The organism is Catenulispora sp. EB89, assembly GCF_041261445.1.
In the GTDB taxonomy this organism is placed as follows: domain Bacteria; phylum Actinomycetota; class Actinomycetes; order Streptomycetales; family Catenulisporaceae; genus Catenulispora.
This window is the reverse complement of record NZ_JBGCCU010000026.1, coordinates 126,634-153,221: the sequence shown is the minus strand read 5'-3', so window position 1 is coordinate 153,221 and position 26,588 is coordinate 126,634. Positions and strand designations below refer to the sequence as shown.

Genomic DNA, 26,588 nt, shown 5'->3' with positions numbered 1-26,588 from the left:
GTGGTCGCTGAACAGTTTCTGTGGACCGAAAATCTACTGGATCAGACCTGGTAGTAAGGGCCCGTACATTTCATAGCGCCGAGTGGTAACGGGAGCGAAGACGACACCTCGGATCAGCCGGTTCATCGGGGCGGGCAGGCGAACAGTCGCTGCTGCGCGCCGGGGGCGGGAAAGACGCGGCCGAAGCCTCCGGAAGAGCGTTGGGGCGGCCTTTCCTTTGTGGCGGTATTCACCGTGATGAGTTGCGCACATGGTCAGGCCGTCGGCAATGCCTTTTGGGTATCGGTGCCGTACCCAGACGGTGTTGGTTCGCCGCCGAGCCGCCACCATGCTCGGCGGTATGAGCGAACAAACAATCGCGCTGGTCACCGGTGCGAATCAGGGAATCGGATTCGAGATCGCGGTCGGTCTCGGCGCGCTTGGTTGGAGTGTCGGGATCGGCGACCGCGATGCGGAGCGTCAGGAGGACGCGGTGGCCAGGCTGCGTGCCGATGGCGTCGAGGCGTTTCCGGTGCCTATCGACGTGACCGATGACGCGAGCGTGGCGGCTGCCGCCCGCCTGCTCGAAGAACGTGCCGGCCGTCTCGACGTGCTGGTCAATAATGCCGGTGCCACCGGTGGCTGGCCGCAGAATCCGACGACGCTGGATTTGGACAGTGTCCGGGTGGCGGTGGAGACGAATGTGTTCGGCATGATCCGGGTCACCAACGCGTTGTTGCCGTTGCTGCGTCGCTCGGCGCATCCGCGGATCGTCAACCAGTCCAGCCATGTCGGCTCCCTGACTTTGCAGACGAGGCCCGGGGTCGAGCTTGGGGAGCTGAGCGGGGCGTACGCGCCGACCAAGACCTACCTCAACGCCGTGACCGTCCAGTATGTCAAGGAACTGGCGGGCTCTGGCATCCTCATCAACAATGCGTGCCCCGGGTACGTGTCCACGGAGCTCACCGGCTTTCAGGGGCTTCGCACCCCGCGACAGGGTGCCGCGATCGCGATCAAGCTTGCGACCCTGCCGGACGACGGTCCTACCGGTCAGCTGTTCGACGACGACGGGGTCGTGCCGTGGTGACCGGCCCGGGCTCCGCCGATCCCGGCATCGATCGTTTCGTCCGGGAACTCGCGGCCATCGACGATCACGCTCACCCGCTTCCGCTGGAATGGGAGCCGCCGCCGGATCGTGACCGGCCGATCTTCCCGTACGAGCACCCCCTGCCGGTTCGCATGCGGCCGACCAATCCGGAGTACATCGATGCCTGGCGAGCACTCTGGGGTTACGAACACGACGACTTCGACGCCGGACACCTGCGCGCCTTGATCGACAAGAAGCAGCGGGTCCAGGCGGTCGAAGGGGACAACTACCACAGCTGGGTCCTGGACCGGATCGCCGTCGAGACGATGCTGGCGGTCGATTCCGTCCCCCAGCCGTCCTTCCCGGCACCCCGATTCCGCTGGCTGGCCTTCGACGACTGGCTCATGTGGCCGGTCCCCGCGGTCGATCAGAAACCGATCACCGGCCGATACGCCGAGCAGATGGCGCAGGCCTGTCGGCAGGCGGGTGTCGACTGCCCGCCGCCGACGCTCGACGACTACGTGCACGCCGTCCTCGTCCCCGTGCTCGAACGGCAGAAAGCTGACGGCGCGGTCGGTCTGAAGTTCCACACGCCCTACTACCGGCCCATCGACTTCGCCGAGGTGCCGGTATCGCAGGCGCGCGAGTTGTACCGACGTGCTTGCGACGGCGGCATCACGATTGCTGAACACCGCCATGTGGAGGACTACCTGTTCGCTGCGATCGCCGGTAAGGCCGCCGAGCTGGACCTGCCGATCCAGATGCACACCGGGCAGGGACCCCGGCATCGTTTCGAGAACAATGGCAGCAACCCGTTGCTGATGGAGGCCGCGGTGGTCGCCGCGCCGGACACCCGGTTCCTGATGCTGCACGCCGGCTGGCCGTTCGCCAAAGAGGCCGTTGCCTCCCTGTCACACCCGAACGTGTTCCTCGACATCTCGGGATCGTCCGTGCACCTCTACGCGCGCAACCTCGCCGGCATCGTACGAGACGCCCTTGAGTGGTTCCCCGAGAAGATCCTCTACGGCACCGACGCCTTTAGCGACACCGCACACGCCTTCATGTCCAGCACCGAACCGCGGTCGAATTTCCTCCACGGCTGGGAGGAAAAGGCCTGGTTGCTGGATCGCACCGCGCGAGAGGCCATCGCTTTGGCGCTCACCGACATGCTGCACGACCGAGTCATCCGCGCCGGCGACGTCGACCGGCTGGCCACGATGATCATGCGGGACAACGCGATCGATCTCTACCATCTGTGACCTGGTTGCGCGTCGTGCGAACAGCATGGCCGCGTAGCCGTTGCCTGTCAGGGGCCGCACGTGCGCGTCAGGTCAGTGATCGGTGGCGGGGTGGGCGGCTACGGCGCCTGCTGCGTCGGCGTCGTCCACGGTCAGCGCGGGTACGACGGCGACGGTGGCCAGGAGCGCCGCCACCAGGAAGGCGGCGTGGTAGGCGGTCAGGTTCGGGGTGGCGTGGCCTGCGGCGGAGTGTGTGGTGCCGACGGTGGTGAAGACGGTGGCGAGTAGGGCGATGCCGGTGGCGCTGCCGAGTTGGCGGGCCATGGCGAACAGTGATGAGGCGTGGCCGGTGTCGGCTGGTGAGATGGTGGCGAAGGTCGCTGCTTGTGTGGAGATGACGACCTGGCCCATTGCCAGTCCCAGCGTGAGCATGAGCAGCCGCATCCACCACAGCTCGGTGGGTGAGCTGATCAGCGCCATCGGCGCGACGCTGCCTGCTGCGCCGGCCAGGGCCAGGGCGATGAGTCGGCGAGGACCGAGGCGGCGGTAGAGGATCCGGGAACCGAGTTGGGCGCCGAGCATCACCCCGAGTGCCTCGGGCAGGGTGTTGAGCCCGGATTGCAGTGCGGACAGGCCCAGGCCGAGTTGGAAGAACAGTGGGATGACGAACAGCGTGCCGAGGAACGCGGCCATCCCGATGGCCATCGCGGTGGTCATGGTCCGGAACAGCCGGTTGCTGAGGAGGCGCAGCTTCAGCAGTGGCGCGTCGGAGTGCAGTTCGACCCGTATCAGCAGGGCCAGGACCGCGGTACCGGCGGTGATGCTGCCGGTGATCTGCGGCTGTGTCCAGCCCAGGCCGGGGCCTTGGCTGATGCCGTACATCACGGCGGCGAATCCCGCGCCGGACAGCACGAACCCGGCGACGTCGAAGCGGCCGGGTCGGGGTTGGTGCTGTTCGGCCAGGAAGAGCAGGCCGAAGGCGAAGGCGGCGGCGCCGATGAAGAGGTTGACGAAGAACACCCAGCGCCAGGACAGGCCGGTGACCAGTGCGCCGCCCAGGACCGGGCCGAGGGCCGGGGCTACCGCGGTGGGGATGGTCAGGATTGAGGCGGCGCGCAGTCGCTGGTGCGGTGGGAAGGCGCGGTAGAGCATGGTCATGCCGACCGGGGTCATCATGCCGCTGCCGGCGCCTTGTAGGACGCGGAAGGTCACGAGTTCGGCGAGGTTGTCGGCCAGGCCGCAGAGCACTGATGCCGTGGTGAACACGGCGATCGCGAGCAGCAGGATGCGTTTGGTTCCGAACCGGTCGCCGAGGTAGCCGGCGGCGGGGATGAACACGGCCAGGCTGACCAGGTAGCCGGTGGCGACCGCGTCTAGCGCGGCTTCGGTGACGTGGAACTGGCGGCCGATGGTCGGCAGTGCCACGTTGACGATGGTGATGTCCATGATGTTCATGAACATCGCCGCGACGAACACGACGCTGACGGCGGCCTTCTGGCTGATCCGCGGTCTGGGCCGGGGCGCTGCCGGGGCGGGGGCGAGCGGGGCGAGTTGCTCGATCATTCGATGCGCTCCTGGGGGGGCAAGACGGGATGGGACGGGGCCAGGGCCTTCCGCGCTGCGGACGGCCCCGGGCGGGCTTAGGTTCGGCTCGGTTCGGCTCGGACTAGCGAGGGCTTCCGCGCGCTACCGTGCCGCGGCGGCGGCGATGAGCTCCCGCATGGCGTCCGGGTAGTCCTCGCTGATCTGCGGGCCGAGGTTCGGCCCCACGGTCTCGGCGGCCGGGCCGCCGATGATGAGCTGGTGGCGGACGCGGGTGCCGCCGCCTTCGAGCGGGGTGAGTTCGTGGCGGTCGGTGAGGATCAGGCCGTTGCCTCGGGGATCGGGATTTCGTCGAGCTGGAAGATGCTGCCGGGCCCGCTGGTGCTCAGGTCGGGGATGGCGGAGATGAAGGCGTGGACGTGGTCGGTGTTCAGGTGCGTGGCGAACGCGGCGGAGTCGGCGTAGATCTCGTAGAGGTAGAACCGGCCGGGTATGTCGCGGGCTTCGTACCCGGTGAAGGTGACGCAGCCGGGCTCCTGGCGCACGGCGCGGATCAGTTCGACGATGTGTTCGCGGAAGGCGTCGGTCAGGCCGGGCTTGGCGTCCAGGACGGCGATCATCGGGCGGGGGTTCGGGTCGTTGGTGTCGACCTGCAGGTTGCCGTGGTGCAGGGTCGCGGTGAGGAAATCCTCGTTGTCGGTCACGGTGACGGTCATGGTCTACAGCTCGATTCGGATGCCGGGTTCGACGATGCGAACGGTGGTTTCGGGGGCCAGGTCGCGGGTCGCGTCCTGGTAGTGCTGGGGGTTCTTGTCGCTGTGGGTAATGAGCCGGTCGCCGAGGAAGCCCTTGGTGAAGGCGTAGTGGTGCGGCACGGCCAGTTCGGGTTTGAGGATCGCGGTGAGTTCGGCGGCCTCGGCGGCGTTCATGACGACCTGCCTGTTGTTGGCGGGGCGGATGTGCAGGCCGTTGGTGGGCAGCAGCGCGAGGGAGATGTGGCCGAGGCGCTTGGGAATCTCGGCGAGTTCGGGGATGTACATGGTGTCGCCGGCGAAGTACACCGCGTCGGACCCGGCGCGCAGGACGAAGGTGACTTCGTAGACGCCGTGCTTACCGGGGGCGGCGGTGATGCTGACGCCCCCGACCTCGGCCTGCTCCCACGGGGCAAGAGCGGTGACGTTCGTGAATCCGTGCGCGCGGGCCAGGGGCACGACGGTTTCGGCGACGAACAGCGGCACCGAGAGGTCGCGGTAGGCGGCGAAGGCTGCCAGGTCGCAGTGGTCGTAGTGTTCGTGGCTGATCAGCACGCCGTCGAGCCTGGGCAGGTCGGGGATGTCTATTGCGATCGGCTCGCCCTGGTAGTAGCCGGGACTGGTGCTGAACCAGGGGTCGGTCAGGAAGGTGCGGCCGCCGATCTCGATCAGGTGGCAGCTGTGGGTGATGCGGGTGACTGCGGTCTTGGGCATGGTCGTGGTGTCCTTAGTGCGGGAGGGCGGAGAAGTCAGCGTGCGAAGGCGGAGAAGTCGGTGTCCGCGCTGTCCCAGATCGCCGCGATGACCTGGTCGGGGGTCTCCAGCTGCGGGGAGTGGCCGGTGGCGGGCAGCAGCTGGAACTGGGCCAGTGGGATCGCGGCGGCGTAGGCGCGTCCGTAGTCGACGTCGACCATCCCGTCGGCCTCGCCCCACAGGACGAGGGTGGGGACCTCCAGCGTCCCGAGTCGCCCGATGAGAGCCGGATCGGCCATGCCGGAGCCGGCATAGGCGGCGATGGCGGCCCGGTTGCCGGCGGCGATCGCCTGCGCGGCCGGCGGCAGGGTCGCCGGGTCGATGCGGAACGGGGCCGGGTCGTGGAAGCTGCGGGTGAAGACCTCGTCCATGGTCAGGGCGAAGAAGTCGGTGACCGGATGCCCGGGCACCTCGATGCCGACGGCGTCGATCAGGACGATGCCGCTGACCCGCGGCGACTTCAGCAGCGCGATCTCCGCCGCGATCCAGCCGCCGAGCGAGTTGCCGACGACGGTGACGTCGGCCAGGCGCAGCTGGTCGACCAGGCCCTGGTAGAGCGCGGCCAGCCCGGGGATGGTGGCGAGGGCGTCCGGTCGCGCGGTGCCGCCGAATCCGGGATGCGTCGGCACGAGCACGCGCACCTGGTGCGCGGCGGCGAACTTCTCGGCGAAGCCGGTCACGGACTGCGGCCCGGCCCCGCCGTGCAGGAGAAGGAACGGCTGGCCGGAACCGTATTCGGCGACGGTCACCTCGACCGGGCCGATCCCGGCCAGGTCCACGGTGTGGGTGACGGCGTTCATGATGGTCTCCTTCGCTTCAAGATAGGTTGCTCTCGTTGTAAGAGTTCACTCTCACAAGAGTAGATCTGCCGAAGTCTTCGTGCAAGTGGACTCTCACGAAGGGGGTTGAGAGTCGCGGTGGAAATTTCCTAACCGGTTAGTTGAGAACCTAGGCACGGCGCTCGGCTTTGTCAACTAACCGTTTAGGAAATATGCTGGGGCGCATGCCGGTCTACGACGCCCAAGCCACCCGCCGCCGCCTGCTGGAGGCGGCCAGCATCGAGTTCGCCCAGTACGGGCTCGCCGGAGCCCGCGTCGAGCGGATCGGAGAGGCGGCCGAGTCGAACAAGGCGCAGATCTACCGCTACTTCGGAAGCAAGACCCAGCTGTTCGACACGGTCTGCGAACAGGCGATCCTGCGGATGGAGGCCGAAGTCCCCTTCGAACCCTGCGACCTGCCCGGCTACGCCGGCCGTCTGGTCCGGCTGCACGAACGCCGCCCCGAGATCATGCGCCTGTGCACCTGGCAGCGCCTGGAACGGGCCGACGGCGAGACCAACCCGGCCGGCGTTGCCTTCGCCCGCACCCGGATCGAGGCGATCGCCGAAGCTCAGAAGAACGGCGACCTGCCAGCGCACTTCCACCCGGGCTTCCTGCTCGGCCTGGTTCTGCACCTGGCCACCGGCTGGGTCTCGGTCAGTCCCGAATTCCAGGCCGCCATCGACGTGCCCGATTCCGAGGAGCGGGCCCGCCATGTCGAGGACGCCGTTCGCACTCTTCTTGCCGCGCCTTCGATGGCATGAGCAGGTCGGCGCCGGGACCGGAACCGGGACTGGGAAGGGAAGCGGGGCCAGGGCTAGGACCGGGAGCCCGGATGGTCGGGTCAGCCCAGGGCGCCGGTCTGGCGCAGCAGGCTCGCCCCGCCGGCGACGGCCCAGTGCTCGGCCCAGAGCCCGTCCTCGAACCGGACCAGGTCCATCACCCGGAACTCGACCGCGTTGCCTGAGGGCGGCAGGCCGAACCACGTCCCGGTGTGGCGGCCGCGGAACATCTTGTGGGTGGCCACGAGATCGCCGTTCCCGACGCAGTGCAGGATCCTGATCGTCAGATCGGAGAATGCCTGGTGCATGGCGGCCACGGTCTCGCCGATCCCGGCGCGGTCGGCGGCCTGACCCGGCTCGGCGGTGTGGTTGCGGAAGTCGGGACGGACGAGCCGGTCGATCAGCTCCAATCGGCCCTTCTGCTGCACCTGCTCGACGAAGTACCGCATGCGTTCGGCGTTGGATGCCTGAGTGTTCATGCCAGTGGCGCCTTCCGTGTCAGCTTTCGACGGCGTACAGGTTGGTCTGGCCGTCGGATGCGGTCAGGCCGCCGTCGACGGGGATGTGCACTCCGTTGAGATACGCGGCATCCGGACCGGCCAGGAACGCGATGACCCCGGCGACCTCGGCCGGCTCACCGGCCCGGCCCATCGGGACCCGGTCGGCGAACCGCCGGTGCAGCGGACTGCCCTCGGCCAGCGCGTCGCGGAGCATCTGCTTGCTGAGGGTGACTCCGGGATGGACGGCGTTGACCCGGATCTGGCGGCCGTGGTCCAGGGCCATCGAGTTGGTCAGGTTGGTCACCGCGCCCTTGGTCATGTTGTAGACCGCCTGGTTCCATTCGCCGCGCAGCCCGGCCACCGATCCGACATTGACGATGCAGCCGCCGACCGTCCGCAGATGGGGCAGCGCGGCACGCGAGGCGAAGAAGACGCCGTCGATGTTGGTGGCGACCATGGCGCGGTAGCTGTCCAGGTCGGTCCCATCGGCGGTGCCCGGGATCGCGATGCCGGCGTTGTTGACCAGCACGTCCAGACGTCCGAACCGCTCGGCTACGCCGTCCATCACCCCCGTGACGGCTGCCAGGTCCGAGACGTCCGCGACCCATGGATGCAGTTCTGCTCCGTCTGGAGCCGTCTGCGCGGTCTGTGCGGTCTGCTTCAGAGTGGCCTCGGTGCGGCCGACGAGCACCACGGTGTATCCGTCGGCGGCGAATCGGTGCGCGGTCGCGGCCCCGATCCCGGTGCCGGCGCCCGTGACGACGGCCACGCGGCCGGAGTTCTGCCGGTTCATGAAAGCTCCCGTCTGCCCTACACATCGGGCCTGAACTGGGGATTGCCCCCACGACCGAGCCTAGGAAGACTGGGGACGCGCGCGCTTGAACCACAGCGCCGTCCAAACAGAACATCGGCGCCACCGGATGCGGGCCCGGGGCGCGCCGCGAGAGGGATGCCGAGTGGATACGGACACCGTTGAGTCGCGGGCTTTCCATGACTTCCGTCGCGGCTGGGAAGCGGAGTTCGGCGACGGCGTCCCGTTGCCGACCTTCACCGCGGCCACGACCGCCGACTTCCGCGTCAAACACCGCGCCACCCGGGTCGACGACGTGGCGATCACCGACCTGCACGGCGCGTCGGTGATCCGGACCGACGGTCCCCTCACCAGCTCGGAGGACGTGGTGCGGCTGTACGTCGTGCAGCGCGGCGCCTGGACTCTGGGCGGTCCCCACGACCGCGGCGAGCGCACCATATCGGCCGGCCAGTTCCTGCTGAAGCACGTCGGACGGCCGTCGCACTTCCAGACGGTGCCCGACACGGCGGCGACTGTCCTGGTCCTGCCCGCGGCCCTACTCAAGCCGCTGCTCGGCGGCCGGATCCTCACCGGCCCGAGCACCGCGGCCGAACTACGCCTGCTGACGGCCCACACGAACATGGTCCGGCTGACGATGCCCGACCTCACCCCGGCCGGCGTGCAAGCGGCCCACAGCACACTCATCGAACTGACCAAAGCGGTGGCCCGGCGCCGGTTCGACGACGCCGAACCCGCACTCGCCCCAGCCCTGGCCCAAGCCGCGAAAGACCTCGCGGACCGCAGGCTCGCCGATCCCGACCTGTCGGCGGTGCTGCTGGCGCGCGAGCTCAACGTCTCGGTGCGCACCCTGCAGCGGGCGTTCACCGCCGCGGGGGAATCAGTGGTCTCCTACATCCGCGAGCGGCGCCTGGAGGAAGCCCGGCTCGCCCTGACCGCGCCGCCGGCCAGCCGGCTGAGCGTCTCAGAGCTCGCCGCGCACTGGCAGTTCGCTGACAGCAGCCACTTCATCCGGACTTTCAAGAAGCGCTACGGTCGCACCCCCACCGACTACGCCCGCTCGGTCACATCGGCTCGGGGCTGAACGGTCTGAACGGTCTTACCGGTCTGAACGGTCTTACCGGCGGCCAGCAGCCGTCAAGACCCCATCGTCGAATTGTGGCTGCCGGTCATCAGAGCAGCGAGATCCTCGGGGGCGAGGAAAGAAGGAGGCGGTGGCGGGCCCCAGTTGAACAGGCCCTTGGCTCCTTCGAGGACCTCCGGCGTCCACAGTTGGTCCTCGACGATGCAGTCCATGTCCGAGTAGTACTCGCTGAAGGTGCCGGCCGGGTCCTTGAGGTACCAGAAGAAGTTGGAGCCGGCGTGGTGGCGTCCCAGGCCCCAGACGTGCCGTTCGGGGTGGTCCTCGAGCATGGCGGCGGCGCCGCGGCCGATGTCGTCGACGTCGTCGACCTGCCACGAGGTGTGGTGCAGGTAGGTGACGGGGGCGGCGAGGACCAGGATGTTGTGGTGGTCGGTGGAGCAGCGCAGGAATGCTCCGTGGTCTTTGACGTAGTCGGAGGCTTTGAAGCCGAGTCCTTCGCGGAAGAAGGCCGTGGTGCCGTCGAGGTCGGGGGTCCCGACCACGGCGTGCCCGAGTTTGCGGGGCCTGACCTGGCCGGTGCGCAGCAGACCCGGGGCGCGGGTTCCGGTGCGCTCCGTCCGGCCGGGGCCGTTGTAGGCGGTGGCCGGTTGCGGGTCCTGAACCAGGCGCGGGGCGATCTCCAGGACGGCGCGGACGGCGGTGGCCTTGTCGTAGGCGGTCAACGCCGTGTCCCGTACGGCCGCGTCGACGCCCAGCCGCTTCAGCCGGGAGGCTGCCGCGGCCAGGTCGTCCGGGGTGTCGACGCCGATGCGGACCTCCACCAGGCGGCGGGTCGGGGCGTGGACGACGCGCAGTTGGCGGCCCGCGTCCTGGGTGGTGAACCATCCGTCCGCTTCCCCGGTCAGGCCGAAATCGGTGTAGTAGGACGCGGTCTGCGCGACGTTGGGGACCCCCATCGTGATGGAGGTCAGCCGGTGCAGTGCCATGAAGACTCCTTCGTGGAGGCGGGGCAGGGGTCAGGCGACGAAGGTCTGGCGCAGTTCCCCGATGCCCTCGATGGTGCTGACGAGCTCGTCGCCGACCGCCAGCCAGCGCTGCGGGTCGCGGCCGAGGCCGACGCCGGCCGGGGTGCCGGTGAAGATGGCGTCGCCCGGCAGCAGGGGCAGGACGGCGGACAGCCCGGCGATCAGGGCGGGCACGGAGAAGATCAGGTCGCGGGTGCGGCCCTTCTGCATCTGCTCGCCGTTGACGGTGCAGCGCAGCTCCAGATCGTCGGGGTTCTCGAACTCGTCGGGGCTGACCAGCCACGGCCCGATGGGAGCGAACCCGGGGAAGGACTTGCCCAGGCTGAACTGCGGAACCGGTCCTGCCAGCTGGGAGATCCGCTCGGAGATGTCCTGGCCCACCGCCAGCCCCGCGACGTGGTCCCAGGCCTGCGCCTCCGGGACGTTCTCGGCGCGGCGGCCGATGACGGCCACCAGCTCCACCTCCCAGTCGGTGTGCCCGCCCGCGGGCAGCCGCACCTCGGTGACCGGGCCGCTGATGCTGGTGGCGAACTTGGTGAAGACCGGCGGCAGGCCGTCGGGTGTGGCGAAGCCGGACTCGGCGGCGTGGTCGCGGTAGTTCAGGCCGATCCCCAGGACCTGCCGGGGAGCCGGGACCGGGGAGCCCAGGTCGGCCCGGTCGAACGCGGCGGCCTCGGGCAGGACGGCGGTCCCGGCCCAGGCGCGGAACTCCTCCCACCGCTCGTACACGGCCTGGGGGTCGGGGGCGAAGCGGCCGGCGCTGGCCCTTTCGACGTCGACAGCCTTGCCGTCGACGATGAGGACCAGACGGCCGGAGAGATTCGCGATGCGCACGGGGTGCCTCCAGAAGATCGGGGGAAGCGGGCGCCCGGAAGAGCGTGGGCGGAACCACTTGAAGCTTGAGCATTATGGATACCTTGATAGCAAGGCTCTGAGAGCCACGCCGTCAAGCGGCGGGAACCCAGGAGCCGTGGATGCCGCCGGGCACACGGCGCGGCAGCTGGATCGAGGCCGTCGTGCTGAGATCCTGCGCGTTGAGCACCAACAGCTGCGACGCGTCCGCCACCAGGTCGCTGACGATGGTCAGCAGGCAGCCGTCATCCTCCGCCGTCCCACCGAGCGCGGGCACGAAGACGGCCTCCCCGGCGTACCGCCCGCGGCCGGGGTGGAACAGGCGGCGCTCGCCGGTGGCCGTGTTCAGCTTGACGAGCGCGAACTCCTCCAGGCCGGCGCCGGGGAAGGCGACGTGGTAGCTGATGCTGGAGGGCCGGCCGACCAGCCGGTCGTCGACCGTCGGGAAGTCCGTGGCGAGGTCGTCGATCGGCTCCTCCACCGCGGTGCCGGCGGCCGGGTCCAGCACCCAGCGGGTGACGACGGCTCCGGACGTGGGCGCGTCCGGGTGGCCGGGCGCGCCGATCCACCACTTCCAGGACGTCCCCCAGGCCGCCTGGTCGTAAGCGGTGCCCTCGAGCAGCACCTTGCCATCAGGCAGGTCGCAGGCGTTGACGACGTGCAGCACCGTCTTCTGCGCGACCTCGATCCAGGTGACGCCGGAGCCGCCGAGCCGGTCGAGCACGCCGATCCGCGCGGGCCGGTCGTCGTGCCAGCGGTACGGGATGCCCGAAGTCTCAGCCGGATCGAAGACCACCGGCGGGTCGAGGAACACGGCCTTGCTCGCGGTGATGGCGAAGTCGTGCATCAGACCGGGACCGGCGCCGGGGACGACCTCGTTGCGCACGATGTGCCCGTCCGGTGAGGCCTCGAAGTACGTCAGGTGCGGTTCGACCGGCGAGTAGCTGAAGAAGTGCAGGAGGCCGGTTTCCGGGTCCTCCTTGGGATGCGCGGTCATCGCCGTGGTGAGCTTGCCGTGGAAGTCGAACGGGCCGAGCGTGTCGAGTTCGGGCGTCACGGCGAAGGGCAGGTTCGCCTCCTGCAGCGCCAGCAGCCGGCCGCCGTGCTCGATGATGTGCGTTCCCGCGACGCTGGCCGTCAGGTCGATCGACCCGTCGTCCCGGACGAGCGGGGCGCCGTCCAGGGCCGGAGTCTTGACCCAGCGGTTGCGGTACCACTGCGCCCGGCCGTCGGCGAGCCGGAGGCCGTGCAGCATGCCGGAGCCCCTGAACCAGTGGCTCGGGGTGATTCCAGGCTTGGGATTGTGGCCGTTGCGTACGTACAGGCCGCTGAGTTCGGGCGGGAGGCTTCCGGTGATCGAGAGGTCGACGGCGGTGACCTCGTCCGGGACGGGCGTGAAGTGGCCGGTGAGGTATGGCTTGTTCAACATGTCTGTTCTTCTCTCTTCGTCGATGGGTCCCGGCCGTGAGGGCTGCCAACCCGGCGACGAGGCTGCTACGGGTACCGGCCTTCGCGGCGATCCGAGGCGCGGACAATCCGCCCGCCGTGATCGCGGCGGCGATCGGCAGCTGGACGAGGCTGGTGCGGATCGGGCTCTGGTGCAGGACGAACTGCTGATACTGGGGAAGGAAATAGAAGGTGCCGACCGAGACCGCGCTGACGAGGAACATCACCGTGTTCGCCGTTACCAGGCGCGCTCGCGCGAACACCTTCAACGGCACCAGGGGATGGGCTGCCCTGTGCTCGATCGCGACGAACACGGCGAGCGAGGCGATGCCGACGGCGAATTCGGCCAGGGTCTGGCCACCGGTCCAGCCCTCGCGCGAGCCGCTGACGAACCCGTAGGCGAGCGCGGCCAGGCCCAGGGTGCAGGCCAGCGCGCCGCCGGCGTCGAACCGCCCGCCCCCGGCGGGGACCGGACGTACCGTCCACAGCGCCGCCAGCAGAACACCGACCCCTACCGGGACGTTGATCAGGAAGATCCACGACCAGCCGACGGTGTCGCTGAGCACACCGCCCAGGCCGACCCCCGCGATGCCGCCGGCGCCGGACACCCCGTCCCACACCCCGAGCGCTTTCGCACGTCCGGCCCGGTCCGGGAAGAGCGTCAGCACCAGGGAGAGCGCAGCCGGCGCCATCACCGCGCCGCCGCAGCCCTGGACGACCCGCGAGACGACCAGCATCGAGCCGTTCGCGGCCTGTCCGCAGGCCGCGGACGCCAGGACGAACACGGCCAGGCCCGCGGCGAACACCGCCCGGCGAGGGAAGACGTCCGCGAGGCGCCCGCCGAGCAGCAGCAGCCCGCCGAAGGCGACGAGATAGCCGTCGACGACCCAGGACATCTAACGCTGTCAGGTGCAGGCCACGGTGGATCGATGGCAGGGCGACATTCACGATCGAGGAGTCGAGCACCACCATGAACTGGGCGGTCGCCAGTGTGGCCAGGGCCAGACCGGCCCGCGAGGACGCCCAGGTCCGGTCGTCGTGCGAGGCGGCCTGCCCGCGTGTCAGTGTGGGTAGCTTGTCACTCACTGTTTCTCCTACAACCGCCGAGGAAACCTGCTCTTCTGTGAACCGGAGCCTGCGTCAGCTCCCTGATTCGGCTGATTCGCTGTCGCCGTGGGTGGCCGCCGAGCGGTAGTCGGTGTAGGTGTAGGGGTTGTCGAGGACCTTGGTCTGCGGGATGTCGGGGTTCATGTCCAGGTGCCAGGCCTGCTCACCCATCTCGGCGCGCAGGTAGTCGACCGTGGCCTCGGCCGCGCGGCGGGCTGCGGCCAGGTCGACGTCGACCAGGCGGTGGTGGCGCTTGACGATCCGGCCGCCGACCAGGACCGTGTCGACGTCACCGCGTTGAGCTTGCAGGACGACGTGTCCGTGCGGGTTCAGCAGCGGCGTCATGGCCGGTGAGTTCTCGTTGCGGATGAGCACGAGGTCTGCCAGCTTGCCGACTTCCACGCTGCCCAGGTCGCGCTCGCGCCCGATCGCCCGCGCGCCGCCGAGGGTGGCCCATTCGACGACTTGGTCGGCGTGCAGGGCGGCGTGGGTGACGGTCTCGCCGCGGGCGTGTGCGGTCAGGTGTTCGTAGGCGCGGTCGGCGCCCAGGGTGGTGCGCATCGCGGTGAACAGGTCGCCGCTGCACAGCACGCAGCTGTCGATCGACAACGACACCGGGATGCCGTGCGCGCGCAGGGCAGCGGTGGCGAGGTAGCCCTGCCCGGCGCTTTGCTCGCTTTCTGTGGACACCGATACTGAGCCGCCGGTCGCTGCGATGCGGTCGTAGGAGTCTGCTGAGAGTGTGGAGGCGTGTACGTATACCGTGCGGGCCTCGGCGTATCCGTGCTCGTGGATCAGTCGTATCGCGTCGTCGCCGGTGGCGCCCCAGACTCCGGCGTGGGTGGTGACCGCCATGTCGAGTTCGCGGGCGGCGTCGAAGGCCGGCTGTTCGGGGAAGCCGGGGTCGCCGGTGACGTCGAAGGCGATTTGGAAGCCTTCCAGATCACCGGCTCGGCGCTGGAAGAACGTGTGGAATTCCGGAGCGGTGGTCCAGGTGGCTGGGGCGTCCTGGATGTTGCCGTAGGCCAGGACGAATCGTCCCGGTACCGAGGCCAGCGCGTCGACCGCGGCGTCGGCGTGGTCGATGGTCTGCAGGCCGTGCGACCAGTCGACGGTGGTGGTGACGCCGGCGTCGATCGCCTCCAGCGCGCCGAGGACGTTGCCGGCGTGGATGTCCTCGGGCCGGAACTTCTTGCCCCAGTTCAGGTAGTACCAGACGAAGTACTGCGTCAGGGTCCAGTCCGCGCCGTAGCCGCGGGTCGTGGTCTGCCACATGTGCCGGTGGGTGTCGATCATGCCGGGCATGACCAGGCCGCCGCGGGCGTCGATCTCCTCGGTGCCGTCGGGGACGGCGAGGCCGGCGCCGATCGCGGCGATCCGGCCGTCGATCGAGAGCACGTCGTGGTCTTCCAGGACGGTGTGGGCGGAATCCACGGTGAGGACGGTGCCGCCGCGCAGGACGGTCGGTCGAGGGGTGGTTGGTCGGTGGGTGGTCGAGGACATCGGGTGGCTCCTGGTACGGCGGCGTTCGGCGGCGTTCGGTCCGGTGGGCCCGGTTGTTCGGGGACTGCGGGTGTGTGAGGGTCCTGCTATCCGCTACGCGCCGGGCTGCACGGCTGTGCCCTCGATGTGCGCCTTCAGCGCTTCCAATCCGGGCTGGATGCGCGCCGGGTCCTCGACCGGGTGCGGCCCGGCGGGCTCGGTGGGCGGTACCAGACGCTCGAAGAGCCGGCAGAACAGCGTCGTGCCGTCGCCGAGGTCGAAGGTGGTGAACGTGGCGATCGCGTGCATGCGGGCCGCCGGGGTGCCGTCGTCGAGCACGTCGCGGCCGACCACCGTCCACAGCTTGCCGGGGACCCGGGCCACGACCGTGTAGAGCTTCGGCTTCTCGTTCAGCTCCGGGAAGATGTGCTCCAGCAGCTCGTCGCCCAGTTCGGCCGGGGCGCCCGCGGTGCCGCGCAGCACCTCGGTGCCCGAGGCCATCGGCAGCCACTTCGGCAGATTCGCCCACGTCGTCACCCAGTCGTAGACGACCTGCGCCGGGCGCTTCACGACGATGCGGTTCTCCACGAACCGGATGTTCAGGTTGTCCGGAATCTGCGGCACGTAGAGGTCCGCGATGGCCGTGCCGTTCGTGTCTTCAATCATGTCTTCAATCTTGAAGACGAACGCCGCCGCTGTCAATCGGGGGAGCTCGGAAGGCTGCTACGGTTCGGGCGTGGCCACATTTGCACGCCCCGCGAGCCGGACGACAGCGAAGGTTCTGGACGCCGTCCGCGGCGCCATCCTCAGCGGCGAGCTGTCCCCGGGGGAGCAACTCCGCCAACAGGTCTGGGCCGAACGATGCGGCGTCTCCCGGCCGCCGGTACGCGAAGCCCTGGAGATCCTCAGCAACGAGGGGCTGCTCATCCACGGCCTGAACCAGGGCTACTTCGTCGCGAAGTTCAGCACCGAGGAGATCGAGCAGCTCTACACCCTGCGCGACCTGCTCGAGAACGAGGCGATCCGAACCATCCGCTGGCCCGGCCCAGAGGTACTGGCCGAACTGTCGGCGCACGTCGACCGCATCGAGTCCGACGCCCTCCTCGGCCGCCCGGACCTGGCCCGCGAGGCGATGGCCGACTTCTACCTGTCGATCTACCGGCTCTGCGACCGCGCCCTGATCATCGCCGAGATCGAACGCCTGTGGGCCCGCACCGCCGCGTACCGCGCTCGCAACTACGACATCCTGGCCGCACCGCAGGAATCGAAGGTGCAGTTCCGCCTGATCCTCGCCGCCGTGGCCGCGCAGGACCGGGAACGCCTCGCCGAACTGCTTCAGCGCCCGGTCACCGACATCCTGGCCCGGGCCCGGGCGGCGATGGCGCCGGCCGGCGGCTGACTTTTCGAAGGCTGAGCTGCTGCCTGTCAGAACTCTGGCCGCCGCCAGGGGCTTGAACCCGAACCTGCGGACTAACGGCTCAGGTATGCGTCGGTGCCGACAAGGTGACGCACAGGGTCGTCGGCGCCGGCTGGGCGGGCAACGAGACACTGACCGGGACGCAGACCGGCTGGCCTGAGTCGCCCGACGGAGGGCGGCCGATGATGGTGCCGCCACCGCTCTGCGAGAACGTCGGACCGTCCGGGTGATCTCCGGAGATTTCGAACTGCCGGCCGGGGATCGCGAACGAGATCTGGTCCTGTTCCGTGAGGACTTGATCAGCCGGCGGCGGTGTGATCGTGACCGGCCGGCCCCACTGGCTGAAATGCAGCTCGGTACGGCCAGGAGACTGCTTGTCCGCGGCGGACTGGAAGACGATCTCGACCGGGAGACCCGAGGCGTCGAGCCAGACGTCGACGTGGCCGGCGGCGGCGCTGGCGAGATCGCCGGTGGCGACGACCTGAGCGGCGGCGAACTGGATCGCCCCGTCGACGGACTTGTCCGACCGCGCCGCGGGCCCGTTCCTGCTGGCGCACCCCGCGACCCACCGCCACCGCGACTGCCACACCGGGCATCGGCAGTCCCCCCCCCGCATCGCTGAGCGCGCGATCTCTGACACGATCTCATCCCTGGCATATCGCCATGTGGACCCAGACTTGACTATCCCTCTGCTTCGCAGAACTCTGATGATGTCCGCGGCGGCCGGAGAGTCGCTCGGAACGGGGGAAGCCTCAGTCTGAGCACAGGAGGAATACCCCCATGGACGAAACGATACGACGAGCCCGTTTCCTCGGCCGGGGCGCCGTAACCCTCGCAATGCTGCTGACCGCCGGCATGGTCGGTTCCGCCGGCGCCGCACAGGCCAACGCCATCCCGTGCACTCTGACCGTCACGAACCCGGCGTACGCCGGAGGCAGCGTGTCATCCACCGCCATCATCCACTGTGCGTACCCGACGACCCTGTACCTGGAGGCCGACCTGTCCTACAACGGGGGCGCACCTGTGGCCAAGGGGCAGAACTTCGGCTCCACCTACAGCGCCAGCCTGACTGTCTCCGGGGGCGCCACGCCCGGCGACTACCAAGCCAGTGCCATCGCGATACTCGGCGACGGGGAGCAATACGGCTGGGTGTACAGCAGCACCGTTTACATCCCGCAGTAGGCGCCCCCGGGTGTGTCGGTGCTAGGGACGGCGCCGACACCGCGCTGGGGAGGGGGCCGATTCAAACTGCAGCGATCAACGACGAGGTCGTCCGGCAATACGGCCCGGGCGCGCGCCGGCCTGATCTGATCACTGGTCCTGGTCGTCCGGGCGTGCCTCGGTCTCCGGCGCGGGCGATGAATGGTTGGCGAAAGCTTCCTGGAGCCCCGGGCGGCCGTCGCCTTCGGCCAGAACGGGTTGCCGACGCCACGCGGCGAGATCGTCCAGGTCGTCCGGCGCGGTGGCGCAGATGACGTAGCGCGCTGGTGTCATGGCTGTGGGGCGCCACCGCAGCCCGGCCAGGCTGGTCAGGTGCGCCGAGCGCGGGGTAAGGGCGGGTTCGGCGAGGTAGCCGACGAGTTCGTCGCCGTCCAGGAAGGCCCGGCCGGTCGGGCCCAGGAGCTCGTTGACCGCGGTGCGCTGTACCTGGCAGCCGTCGATCTGCCACCACTGGCCGTTGCGGTCGGTCGGCGGTTCGGGCCGGGCCAGGGCGGTGTCGCCGGCGGCGGCGTCGATCAGCAGGTGCTCGACCTCGCGCAGCAGGTGCTCCGCGGTGTCCGCGGTGAAGAACTGCCCGTTCGCGTTGACGTCGAGTTCGAGTTCGCCGCAGGCTCGCAGCACCTGGAAGAAGAGCATCACCGGCAGCTGGGATTCGGCCGGCCTGCGGGTGACCCGGGTCGCCGGCCGCGCCTGGTCGACCAGTTCCAGCGGGGCCGGCTCGGTGTCCTGCCGTTCGGGTTCCACGGTGGCCGCGACGTCGTTGAAGACCCAGTCGCGGGTGAAGCCGACGCCGCGCCGGTCGAAGGTCTCGTCCATCGCCGCCCACACCGCCTTGGCGTCGAACTGGCTGTGCTTGAGCGCGGTCAGCTGGGCGGCGCGGGCCTGTTCCACGAGCGCGTCGAAGGTCGGGGCGGTCAGGTCCAGGCCGATCAGGGCGTCCTGCGCGAGTGCGCCGACGTAGCCGCGCAGCGTGCTGCTGAACCGGTTGGCGCTCAGCGAGGCGAGCAGGGTCGATCGTTCTCCCGTGTACCGGCCCAGCACGGCGGCCACCGCCGCCAGTACGACGCTGGAGTGCCCGACGTTGGTGCGCGCCACGATCCGGGTGACGGCCAGGGCCGCGGCCGGCGAGGTGATCCGCAGCTGCTGCGACTCGCCCGGCTCGGCCAGCGGCGGCACGGGCAGCCGCAGCGGGCCCCGCGCCAGCCGGGTGCGCCAGTACCGCAGCGAGTTCTGACTGCGCCGCAGGCCGCCGGGGCCCAGTTCGACGCGTGCCTGGTCCAGTGGCTGCAGGCCCGGGTCCGGCAGGTCGTCGGGGCTCTTGCCGCCGACCAGATCGGTCAGCTCCTCGGTCAGGATCACGCCGCTGCCCACGTCGATGGCCATGTGCGTGACGACCATGACGATCGTGGTCTGTGGCTCGTCCCGCCCCCCGCGCCGGGTGATGATCGCGGCCCGCACCGGCAGCTCGGCGGTCAGCTCGAAGGGCTTGGCGGACATCTGCCGAGCCAGCTTCGCCGGGAGCTGCGCGTCGCCGTCGGGGTCCTCGTGCACGTCCACGACCAGCTCTCCGGCTTCCCGGACGACCTGGATCGCCTCACCGGACTGGCGCAGATAGTTGGTCCGCAGCGAGTCGTGGCGTCCGATCACGACACCGATCGCCTCCGCCACCCGCTCGACGGACACGCTCCCGTCCACCGGATGGATGACCGGGATCACCGCCGACCACTCGTTCGAATCCTGACTCACCCAGCTGAGCACGTTGGCCTGCCCGAAGGTCAGCGGACCCGGCTCCCGACGGCGGCCGCGGTATGCCACACGCACCTGGACAGTTGACGACGTCGTAGTCATGCGCCGGTCCTTCCTGGCGGATCGCGAAATGTGTACTCGGGCCGGCATCGGAGGACTCGGCGCCGACGGCACCCCTCGGCCACGGCCTCGGCACGGGTCATGAAGCTCGAGGACCGCTGCGTCGGGTGGCGATCACACGGTCTCAAGGGGGAGGCAGGCTATTGCGATCGGCCCGCTTGTCGCAGGTTCGAGCGCTCTCAGAGCTCGCATGCGAACTCTCGGGAGGAGTCTGACGCAGTGCCCTGGGCCATGGCAAGACAGGCAGGACTTTCCCGCAATGATGCCTGTCAGTGCCTGCTCGGTGGCGGTGCGCATCATGTGCGTTCCGGGCGCCGACCAGCGGAGGGCTTCCTCGGTGTCGTGGTGGCTGCCGCGGGCCCCGCGAGTGCGTCCTCGCTCTCGGGCGCGTCGGTCATGACGAGTGACAGGACCCTGCCTCCCTCCTCGAAGACTCGAAGAGCGGGCGGCGCAAGGCCGTACCGCGGGCTGGGTCGGGTCAGGGGCTGATGGTCAGCGGTTCGCCGGGGTTGATGACTTTGACCGGGACGTCGGGGACGAGGCGGTGGACGGCATCCACGAAGAGGGCGGGATCCTTGTCGCTCTTGAGGAAGAGCGTGTCGCCGATGGTGCCGCCGGTGAAGGCGTAGTGCTGGGGGATGGCGAGCTTGGGGCGGAGGGTGGCCGTGAGTTCGGCGGCCTCCTCGGCGTTCATGACGACTTGCCTGCTGCGCGGAATCCGGGTGTGCAGGCCGTTGACGGGGAGCAGTGCGACGTCGAGCGGGCCGTAGCGGTCGGTGAGGGTGTGCAGCTCCGGGATGAGCAGGGTGTCGCCGGCGAAGTAGACGCTGCGGCCGCCGCCGCTGATCACGTAGGTGACCTCGTAGACGCCGTGTTTGCCGGGTGCCGCGGAGATGGTCAGGTCGCCGACCCGCGCGGATTGCCACGGCTCGAGCGCGCGGACGTTGCTGAATCCCGCTTTGCGAGCCTTCTCCACGACCGGTCCGGCGACCAGCAGCGGCACGTCCTTGCGGGGGTAGCGGCTGAAGGCGTGGAGGTCGCAGTGGTCGTAGTGCTCGTGGCTGATCGCGACCGCGTCGAGGTGCGGCAGTGCCTCGGGCTGCAGGGCGATCGGTTCGCCCGGGTGGTAGAAGGCGCGCTGCGAGAACCAGGGGTCGGTCAGCACGGTGCGGTCGCCGATCTGGATCAGGTGGCAGCTGTGCGTGATTCGGGTGATGACGAGTGGCTCGGTCATGGGGTCTTCCTCATAAGGTTCTCCGTTCGGATTGGTACTCAGTACCAAAATATACCCAGTACCTTCCGGGACGGCAACCGCCGAGATATGCTGCGCGCATGACCTCGACGCGGCCTCTTGTCGAACGCAAGCAGCGCCAGGCGCGGCAGCGCATCATCGAGGCCGCGCAGGAGCTGTTCCAGGAGCACGGCTTCGACGGCGTTTCGGTCGGCGACATCGCCGAACGCGCCGAGGTCGGACGCACCACGTTCTTCCGCCACTTCCGGGACAAGCAGGAGGTCGTGTTCGCCCGGGAGCAGGAGTTGCTCGACCTGGTCGCCGCGGCCGGCCAGGCGGACGACGCCCCGCCTCCGCGCAGCGTCACCGAGGGCGTCGAGCAACTGGGCCCGGTCCTGCTCGCCCTGTGCGCCTGGGCGACCGCCGACCCCGCGGGCTATACGCGCCACTTCGCGTTGATCGAGCAGCACCCGGAACTGCGCGACCGCGATGCCGTGAAGATGCAGCAGTTCGGGGACAAGCTGAGCGAACTGCTCATCCGGCGCGGATCCGATGAGGCAACCGCCGTCCTCGCCGGCCAAATCGCGCTCGCCTGCTTCCAGACCGCCAAACGCCTCGGCAACGATCCGCACACCCTGGCGGACGACACCCGCGCCGCACTCACCCGAGCACTGACCCTGGGGACCGGTGCCACCGGCACGGCGGCGGTCGGTGCGGAACCGCGTTAATCCTTTGAGAATGAACGCGGTGCCGCACTAGGGTTCCCGATCATGACCTCGAAGACGACCGATCATCCCGCCTGGGTCGCGCCCTACCTGGCCAAGCTCGGCGTCGAGGATCCGGAGATCCTCGGCACTCCGTCGCTCGACGCTCTGCGCCGACTTCACCGCGCGCACGTCGAGTTCGTCGCCTTCGAGAACTTCGACATCCAGCTCGGACGCCCGCAGGGTATCGACCCGGCCGAGTCCATCGCCCGCGTCCTGGCCGGCCGGGGCGGCTACTGCTTCAACCTGAACAACGCCTTCGCCGAGCTGCTGACCGTCCTGGGATACGACGTCACCATGCATCGCGGCCAGATCAACGGCTCCGCCGCGACCGCCAAGGCGACCGCCGACGAATACGACACGCACATGGCCCTCACCGTCGTGATCGAGGGCGAACGCTGGTCGGTCGACGTCGGCCTGGCCAACTCGCACCACGAGCCCATCCCGCTCCGGGAGGGCGTCCACGTCCAGGGCCCCTTCACCTTCGAGCTGCGGCGGCTGCCGGAGATCGGCCCGGACGCCTGGCGGTTCCACACCGATCCGGCGCAGACCACCTTCCACAGCATGGACTTCACCCTGGCGCCGGCCACGTGGGAGGACTTCAAGAGCATCCACATCCATCTGTCGACGTCGCCGGAGGCGCCCTACGTCAAGTGGTTCGAGCTCTTCCGCCGCGATGCCGACTGTGCCGAGTACGTGCTGGGTGACACGTACACGCGCGATGAAGGAGCCGGACAGCGCACGACTCGCATGCTCGAGTCCGCCGACGAGCTGTTCAAGATGGCGACGGACGTGTTCCACCTGGACCTCTCGGACGTCGACGACGCGGACCGTGAAGCCATGTGGGACCGCATCCAGATCGCGGAGGCGGAGTGGCGGGCGAAGCGTCAAGCGGCCGAGAACTAGCCAGTGCCCGGGACGAGTCCCGCGAGGGCTGATGCGGCCGGTTGCTCAGAGTTCGGTCATGGAGCGCTCCCGGGACGTGAGGAGCACCCGTTCCGGATTGCCGTGTAGAGACCAAGGCGTGGTCAGCGCGTAGGGGCCGATGGCGTCGAAGACGTGGGTGGCCGGCAGCCACTGCAAGCCGGCCCACAGTGCGTGCGCCAGGTGGTGAAGGTCTGGCAGTAATGCCCCGTGGCCGCCGTTCGGGGCGAACCATTCGAGGTAGCAGCGTTCTGTTTCCTGCTCCGCGTACGCGGTCGACCAGTTCCGGTGCGTCAGCAGGGTCTGGTTGAGGTTGTCGGGTCCCAGCTGCTGGCGGAACGCCTCGACGAGGGCTACCAGCGGCAGTACCAGCAGCGCTGACCTGGCTGGCGCGTGGCCGGCGATCCAGTGCGCGACCCCGGACACCGAGGACGCTGACCCGCCGCACTTGGGGCCGACCGCGGTCAGCAGGCGGTGGTGCGCCTCGCGGTTCCAGGGGTCGCGCTGCCACAGCTCGGCCATCGTCCGCCAGGGGCCGTTGATTCGCAGCTCCGGCGGGCCCAGAACGTTGTCGGGCGCCGCCGGTGCCAGGTGCAGCAGTGCGATCCACGGCAGGGGGTCCTCCGGGAACCGCTCGGCGGTCTCCAGGCACTGCGCCCCGGCCAGCTGGATGAGTTCCTCGGCCCGGGGGTGGTTTCCACGGTGCGCTTGCAGGGCCCTGATGACGTTGGCCCGCAGGCGCAGCAGCGCCGCCTCGGGACCGGCGGGCTCCTCGGCCAGCCACGCGGTGTCCACGCCGTTGGACGCGGCGATCTGGGCCAGGATCAAGTAGCGGTAGTCGCGCACGTCCTCGGGGACCTGCCGGTCGGCCAGCAGCTCAGCGGCCAGGGTGTAGCGGCCGGCGCGCAGCTCCTGGGTGATGGTCGCGAGCTTGCGGTCGTGCCCGGCGGGATCCCACACGAGCTTCACGTGGCCCTGTCCCGGCCCCTTCTTCTTCGCCCCCGCAGGACCCACACGTACTGCCACCGTCGCGTCGTTGGGGGCGCGCCGCAGTCTGGCGGGGTGCGTCGTCGCGACGGGGCCGGAGGTCGGCGGTACGGCTCGTACGGCTGGTACGGCTCCGTCGAAAGGGATCGCGCCGTTGTAGTCGATGATGCGCGTCAACTTGTCATAGGCATCCGCGGTTTGTGTCCGATCGGACGGGTCCTTTTCCATGAGACCGGACAGCAGCTGCTTGAACACGGGGCCGCGCCGGAGTTCGCCGACGGGCTCAAAAAGCACCGCCGCTGAACTCGTCACGAAGCTGTCGCGGCGGAAGGGTGAGTGGCCCTCGACGGCGAAGTACAGGGTCGCGCCGAGGGAGAACAGGTCGGAGGCGGCGGTCGCGGGGCGTCCCCGCATGCGCTCGGGTGCCATGTATTCCGGGGTGCCGACTGCGATTCCGTTGGGTGTCAGGGTTCCCATGGTGATGTCGTAGTGGCTGCCGCCGGCGGCGATGCCGAAGTCGGTGAGCAGTACCCGGCCGTCGTCGGCGAGCAGGATGTTGGAGGGTTTGACGTCCCGGTGGACGATGTCCTTCACGTGGCAGGCGGTCAGGGCCATGAGCACTCTTTTGCCGATGTGCGCGACGTGGACCGGTGGGAGTGGTCCGTGCTGGGCCACCGCTTGTGCCAGGGTTTTGCCGATGACGAGTTCCATGACGATCCACGGGCGGCCGTCCTCTTCGAAGACGTCCAGGATCTCGACGATGTTGGAGCTTTTGGCCACCGACAGCGCGTGCAGGGCCTCCAGCCAGGCTCTGCTCAGGTGCGATTTCCTGTCGGTCTGTCCGGTCACCGTGTCGAGGCGCACCTCTTTGAGGGCGACGTCGATGCCCGACCGCTCGTCGTGGGCGAGCCACACCCGTCCCATGCCGCCGGTGCCGAGAAGGCGGCGCACATGGTATTGCTTACCGACCACACGGCGGCTTTGGTGAGATTGGGTCGGTTCAGGCATCTTTCTCCCCCTGGTACTGCCGATGTTCGCAGGCCGCTGCAGGTCATCCGGATCGTGGGTGCAGCGAGCATCCGCTCGAAAAGTACTGACCAGTAGGCGGCCATCTATGTGGCGGCTACTCAGGCGGATCGCTGCTCAACCGGAATAAGTCTTGAACAAGACTTTGAGATAGCCCGCGTGTCGTCGCGGCCCGCGAACAATTGTTCGCGACTGTTCCGTTGAGGGTGCGTTGGCAGGCTGTTGTACTGCGAGAATGGGTACATCTTCGCGGTGACGGGAAATTGCCGCCGTGGCACTATTCCGCCATTTCAAGGAGTCGCTTCTTCTCGTACCTTCCACTCGGCCGCTGAGGTAAAGGTGGCGTTGGCCGCTAAATCATAACCCTGATCCGCTCGGCCTGGCAGGCGGACAATTGCCATGCGGGATCTCCCTGCCGATCGGGGAAGACCCGTCGTCATACTGGACCCGATCGGTTCGGCCAGCGCGGGGCCGCGTTCCGCCGCTCGCCACCGCTGCCGACCGCCGCGGCTGTCACAGATAGCATGCCGCGGTGAGTCTTACCGCACGTCTGGGCCGAGCAGCCCGAGCAGCCGTCTCGGACATCACGCCGCTGCGGGCGTCGCCGGCCTACCGCCGGCTGTTCGCCGGGCAGGCGGTGTCGTCGATCGGGACGCAGGTGACGCAGGTCGCCGTGCCGGTCCAGGTGTACTCGATCACGCACTCGTCGTTGCAGGTCGGGCTGGTGAGCCTGGCGGCGCTGGTGCCGCTGGTGTTCTTCGGCCTGTACGGCGGGGCGATCGCGGACGCGGTCGAGCGGCGCAAGCTGCTGCTGGTCACCTCGGTGGCGACGACCGCAGTCTGCGTCGCACTGCTGGCGCAGGCGGCCGCCGGGTTGCGGAGCGTGCCGCTGCTGTTCGTCTGTGTCGCGGTACAGGCGGGCTTCGCGGCCGTCGACAACCCGGCGCGGCGCTCGATCACGCCGCTGCTGGTCCGCCCCGAGAAACTGCCCGCGGCCAACACGCTGTCCTACGGCAGCATGACCTTCTCGGTGATCGTCGGGCCGGTGCTGGCCGGGGTCGCGGTCGGGGCCGGCGGCTTTGCGTGGGCCTACGGGATCGACGTGGCGACGTTCGTCGCGGCCTTCTACTCGGTCGCCCGCCTGCCCACGCTGCCCGCCGCCGAGGACGCGCCCCGGGCCGGGCTCGCCTCGGTGCTCCAGGGCCTGCGCTTCGTGCGCGGGCAGCGGATCATCATGGCCTCGTTCCTGGCGGACGTGAACGCGATGATCTTCGGTATGCCCAAGGCCCTGTACCCGGCGCTGGCCTTCGGTCAGTACCACGGCGGCGCGGGCACGGCCAGTCTCATGTACGCCGCCCCGGCCGCCGGCGCGCTGCTGATGACCGGCCTCGGCGGCCTCATCATCCGGGTCCGGCGCCAGGGGCTCGGCGTGATCCTGGCGATCGTGGTCTGGGGCGGCTCCATAGCGATGTTCGGCGCCACCTCCGTGCTCTGGTTCGGTCTGCTGATGCTCGCCCTGGCCGGTGCCGCGGACCAGGTCAGCGCCGTGTACCGGTCGACGATGATGCAGGTGGTGACGCCCCCGGGCCTGCAGGGCCGGCTGCAGGGCGTCTACATGGTCGTGGTCGCCGGCGGTCCACGCCTCGGCGACCTGGAATCCGGAGCGGTGGCAACGGCCTTCACGCCGCGGGTGTCGGTGGTCTCCGGCGGCCTGGCGTGCCTGGCCGGCATCGGGCTGCTGGCCGCCCTGGTTCCGTCGCTGCTGCGCTACGACTCGGAGAAGGCGCTGGGGGAGCGGGCGCGGCTCATCGGGGCGACGGCGAGTTGAAGCCAGCGAGCTGAAGCGGGGCAAGATCTCGTATATGAGATGCCAAAATCGTTGCAAGATCCCTTCAGG

The 26,588-nt window shown here is 69.1% G+C and carries 24 protein-coding genes and 1 pseudogene; 9 read left to right on the top strand and 16 right to left on the bottom strand.

The window, feature by feature from the left end:
- Positions 1 to 340: 340 nt before the first annotated feature.
- Both ABH920_RS39465 and ABH920_RS39460 read left to right on the top strand, forming a co-directional pair.
- Positions 341 to 1,066, top strand: coding sequence for an SDR family NAD(P)-dependent oxidoreductase (locus ABH920_RS39465; protein WP_370354421.1), 726 nt, complete (start codon positions 341 to 343; stop codon positions 1,064 to 1,066).
- Positions 1,060 to 2,325 (top strand): amidohydrolase family protein, encoded by a 1,266-nt coding sequence (locus ABH920_RS39460; RefSeq protein ID WP_370354420.1) that lies wholly within the window; start codon positions 1,060 to 1,062, stop codon positions 2,323 to 2,325. The genes ABH920_RS39465 and ABH920_RS39460 overlap by 7 nt, the downstream gene beginning before the upstream one ends.
- A gap of 72 nt (positions 2,326 to 2,397) precedes the next feature.
- On the opposite strand, the gene ABH920_RS39455 is transcribed toward ABH920_RS39460, so the two are convergent.
- The 4 genes from ABH920_RS39455 to ABH920_RS39440 all read right to left on the bottom strand — a co-directional run bounded on the left by ABH920_RS39455 (position 2,398) and on the right by ABH920_RS39440 (position 6,151).
- The gene (locus tag ABH920_RS39455; RefSeq protein WP_370354419.1) at positions 2,398 to 3,867 is read right to left on the bottom strand and encodes an MDR family MFS transporter; all 1,470 of its coding nucleotides are present in this window, start codon (positions 3,865 to 3,867) and stop codon (positions 2,398 to 2,400) included.
- 299 nt (positions 3,868 to 4,166) lie between these two features.
- A complete protein-coding gene (locus tag ABH920_RS39450) occupies positions 4,167 to 4,562 on the bottom strand; it encodes a putative quinol monooxygenase (protein ID WP_370354418.1) in 396 nt (131 codons plus the stop codon).
- Between the two features lie 3 nt (positions 4,563 to 4,565).
- Positions 4,566 to 5,312 carry an MBL fold metallo-hydrolase gene (locus ABH920_RS39445; RefSeq protein WP_370354417.1) on the bottom strand — a complete coding sequence of 249 codons (747 nt, stop codon included), beginning with the start codon at positions 5,310 to 5,312 and terminating at the stop codon, positions 4,566 to 4,568.
- Positions 5,313 to 5,347: 35 nt separating this feature from the next.
- Positions 5,348 to 6,151: an alpha/beta fold hydrolase gene (locus ABH920_RS39440; RefSeq protein ID WP_370354416.1), complete on the bottom strand. Its 804-nt coding sequence runs from the start codon at positions 6,149 to 6,151 to the stop codon at positions 5,348 to 5,350.
- A gap of 203 nt (positions 6,152 to 6,354) precedes the next feature.
- Here ABH920_RS39440 and ABH920_RS39435 point away from each other — a divergent pair, with 203 nt between their 5' ends.
- Positions 6,355 to 6,933 carry a TetR family transcriptional regulator gene (locus ABH920_RS39435; RefSeq protein WP_370354415.1) on the top strand — a complete coding sequence of 193 codons (579 nt, stop codon included), beginning with the start codon at positions 6,355 to 6,357 and terminating at the stop codon, positions 6,931 to 6,933.
- A gap of 80 nt (positions 6,934 to 7,013) precedes the next feature.
- On the opposite strand, the gene ABH920_RS39430 is transcribed toward ABH920_RS39435, so the two are convergent.
- The gene (locus tag ABH920_RS39430; RefSeq protein ID WP_370354414.1) at positions 7,014 to 7,430 is read right to left on the bottom strand and encodes an ester cyclase; all 417 of its coding nucleotides are present in this window, start codon (positions 7,428 to 7,430) and stop codon (positions 7,014 to 7,016) included.
- Positions 7,431 to 7,449: 19 nt separating this feature from the next.
- On the bottom strand, positions 7,450 to 8,244 hold the full coding sequence (locus ABH920_RS39425; RefSeq protein ID WP_370354413.1) for an SDR family NAD(P)-dependent oxidoreductase: 795 nt from the start codon (positions 8,242 to 8,244) through the stop codon (positions 7,450 to 7,452).
- 163 nt (positions 8,245 to 8,407) lie between these two features.
- On the opposite strand from ABH920_RS39425, the gene ABH920_RS39420 reads away from it, so the two are divergent.
- Positions 8,408 to 9,343 (top strand): helix-turn-helix domain-containing protein, encoded by a 936-nt coding sequence (locus tag ABH920_RS39420; protein ID WP_370354412.1) that lies wholly within the window; start codon positions 8,408 to 8,410, stop codon positions 9,341 to 9,343.
- Between the two features lie 53 nt (positions 9,344 to 9,396).
- On the opposite strand, the gene ABH920_RS39415 is transcribed toward ABH920_RS39420, so the two are convergent.
- The 6 genes and pseudogenes from ABH920_RS39415 to ABH920_RS39390 all read right to left on the bottom strand — a co-directional run bounded on the left by ABH920_RS39415 (position 9,397) and on the right by ABH920_RS39390 (position 15,921).
- Positions 9,397 to 10,329, bottom strand: coding sequence for a VOC family protein (locus ABH920_RS39415; RefSeq protein WP_370354411.1), 933 nt, complete (start codon positions 10,327 to 10,329; stop codon positions 9,397 to 9,399).
- A 30-nt stretch (positions 10,330 to 10,359) separates the two neighbouring features.
- Positions 10,360 to 11,202, bottom strand: coding sequence for a fumarylacetoacetate hydrolase family protein (locus tag ABH920_RS39410; RefSeq protein WP_370354410.1), 843 nt, complete (start codon positions 11,200 to 11,202; stop codon positions 10,360 to 10,362).
- Between the two features lie 112 nt (positions 11,203 to 11,314).
- Positions 11,315 to 12,649, bottom strand: a complete 1,335-nt coding sequence (locus ABH920_RS39405) for a carotenoid oxygenase family protein (RefSeq protein WP_370354409.1) — start codon at positions 12,647 to 12,649, stop codon at positions 11,315 to 11,317.
- 88 nt (positions 12,650 to 12,737) lie between these two features.
- Positions 12,738 to 13,562: pseudogene (locus ABH920_RS39400) on the bottom strand (MFS transporter); the annotation flags it as partial.
- 244 nt (positions 13,563 to 13,806) lie between these two features.
- Positions 13,807 to 15,276: an amidohydrolase family protein gene (locus ABH920_RS39395; protein ID WP_370354408.1), complete on the bottom strand. Its 1,470-nt coding sequence runs from the start codon at positions 15,274 to 15,276 to the stop codon at positions 13,807 to 13,809.
- Positions 15,277 to 15,369: 93 nt separating this feature from the next.
- Entirely contained in the window at positions 15,370 to 15,921 is a 552-nt protein-coding gene (locus ABH920_RS39390; RefSeq protein ID WP_370354407.1) for an SRPBCC family protein, read from the bottom strand.
- A gap of 70 nt (positions 15,922 to 15,991) precedes the next feature.
- Here ABH920_RS39390 and ABH920_RS39385 point away from each other — a divergent pair, with 70 nt between their 5' ends.
- Entirely contained in the window at positions 15,992 to 16,654 is a 663-nt protein-coding gene (locus ABH920_RS39385) for a GntR family transcriptional regulator (protein ID WP_370354406.1), read from the top strand.
- A 79-nt stretch (positions 16,655 to 16,733) separates the two neighbouring features.
- Here the strand turns inward: ABH920_RS39385 and ABH920_RS39380 are convergent, their stop codons facing one another.
- Positions 16,734 to 17,261, bottom strand: coding sequence for a hypothetical protein (locus tag ABH920_RS39380; RefSeq protein ID WP_370354405.1), 528 nt, complete (start codon positions 17,259 to 17,261; stop codon positions 16,734 to 16,736).
- A 191-nt stretch (positions 17,262 to 17,452) separates the two neighbouring features.
- Between ABH920_RS39380 and ABH920_RS39375 the strand changes: the two genes are divergently transcribed.
- A complete protein-coding gene (locus ABH920_RS39375) occupies positions 17,453 to 17,854 on the top strand; it encodes a hypothetical protein (protein ID WP_370354404.1) in 402 nt (133 codons plus the stop codon).
- A 129-nt stretch (positions 17,855 to 17,983) separates the two neighbouring features.
- Here ABH920_RS39375 and ABH920_RS39370 read toward each other — a convergent pair whose 3' ends face one another.
- Positions 17,984 to 19,741 carry a condensation domain-containing protein gene (locus tag ABH920_RS39370; protein WP_370354403.1) on the bottom strand — a complete coding sequence of 586 codons (1,758 nt, stop codon included), beginning with the start codon at positions 19,739 to 19,741 and terminating at the stop codon, positions 17,984 to 17,986.
- 496 nt (positions 19,742 to 20,237) lie between these two features.
- On the bottom strand, positions 20,238 to 20,993 hold the full coding sequence (locus ABH920_RS39365) for an MBL fold metallo-hydrolase (protein WP_370354402.1): 756 nt from the start codon (positions 20,991 to 20,993) through the stop codon (positions 20,238 to 20,240).
- Positions 20,994 to 21,091: 98 nt separating this feature from the next.
- On the opposite strand from ABH920_RS39365, the gene ABH920_RS39360 reads away from it, so the two are divergent.
- Together ABH920_RS39360 and ABH920_RS39355 are read left to right on the top strand one after the other, a co-directional pair.
- The gene (locus tag ABH920_RS39360; RefSeq protein ID WP_370354401.1) at positions 21,092 to 21,718 is read left to right on the top strand and encodes a TetR/AcrR family transcriptional regulator; all 627 of its coding nucleotides are present in this window, start codon (positions 21,092 to 21,094) and stop codon (positions 21,716 to 21,718) included.
- A 42-nt stretch (positions 21,719 to 21,760) separates the two neighbouring features.
- The gene (locus ABH920_RS39355) at positions 21,761 to 22,660 is read left to right on the top strand and encodes an arylamine N-acetyltransferase (RefSeq protein ID WP_370354400.1); all 900 of its coding nucleotides are present in this window, start codon (positions 21,761 to 21,763) and stop codon (positions 22,658 to 22,660) included.
- 45 nt (positions 22,661 to 22,705) lie between these two features.
- Here ABH920_RS39355 and ABH920_RS39350 read toward each other — a convergent pair whose 3' ends face one another.
- A complete protein-coding gene (locus ABH920_RS39350; protein WP_370354399.1) occupies positions 22,706 to 24,616 on the bottom strand; it encodes a serine/threonine-protein kinase in 1,911 nt (636 codons plus the stop codon).
- Positions 24,617 to 25,223: 607 nt separating this feature from the next.
- Between ABH920_RS39350 and ABH920_RS39345 the strand changes: the two genes are divergently transcribed.
- Positions 25,224 to 26,519 carry an MFS transporter gene (locus ABH920_RS39345; RefSeq protein ID WP_370354398.1) on the top strand — a complete coding sequence of 432 codons (1,296 nt, stop codon included), beginning with the start codon at positions 25,224 to 25,226 and terminating at the stop codon, positions 26,517 to 26,519.
- The last annotated feature ends 69 nt before the right edge of the window (positions 26,520 to 26,588 follow it).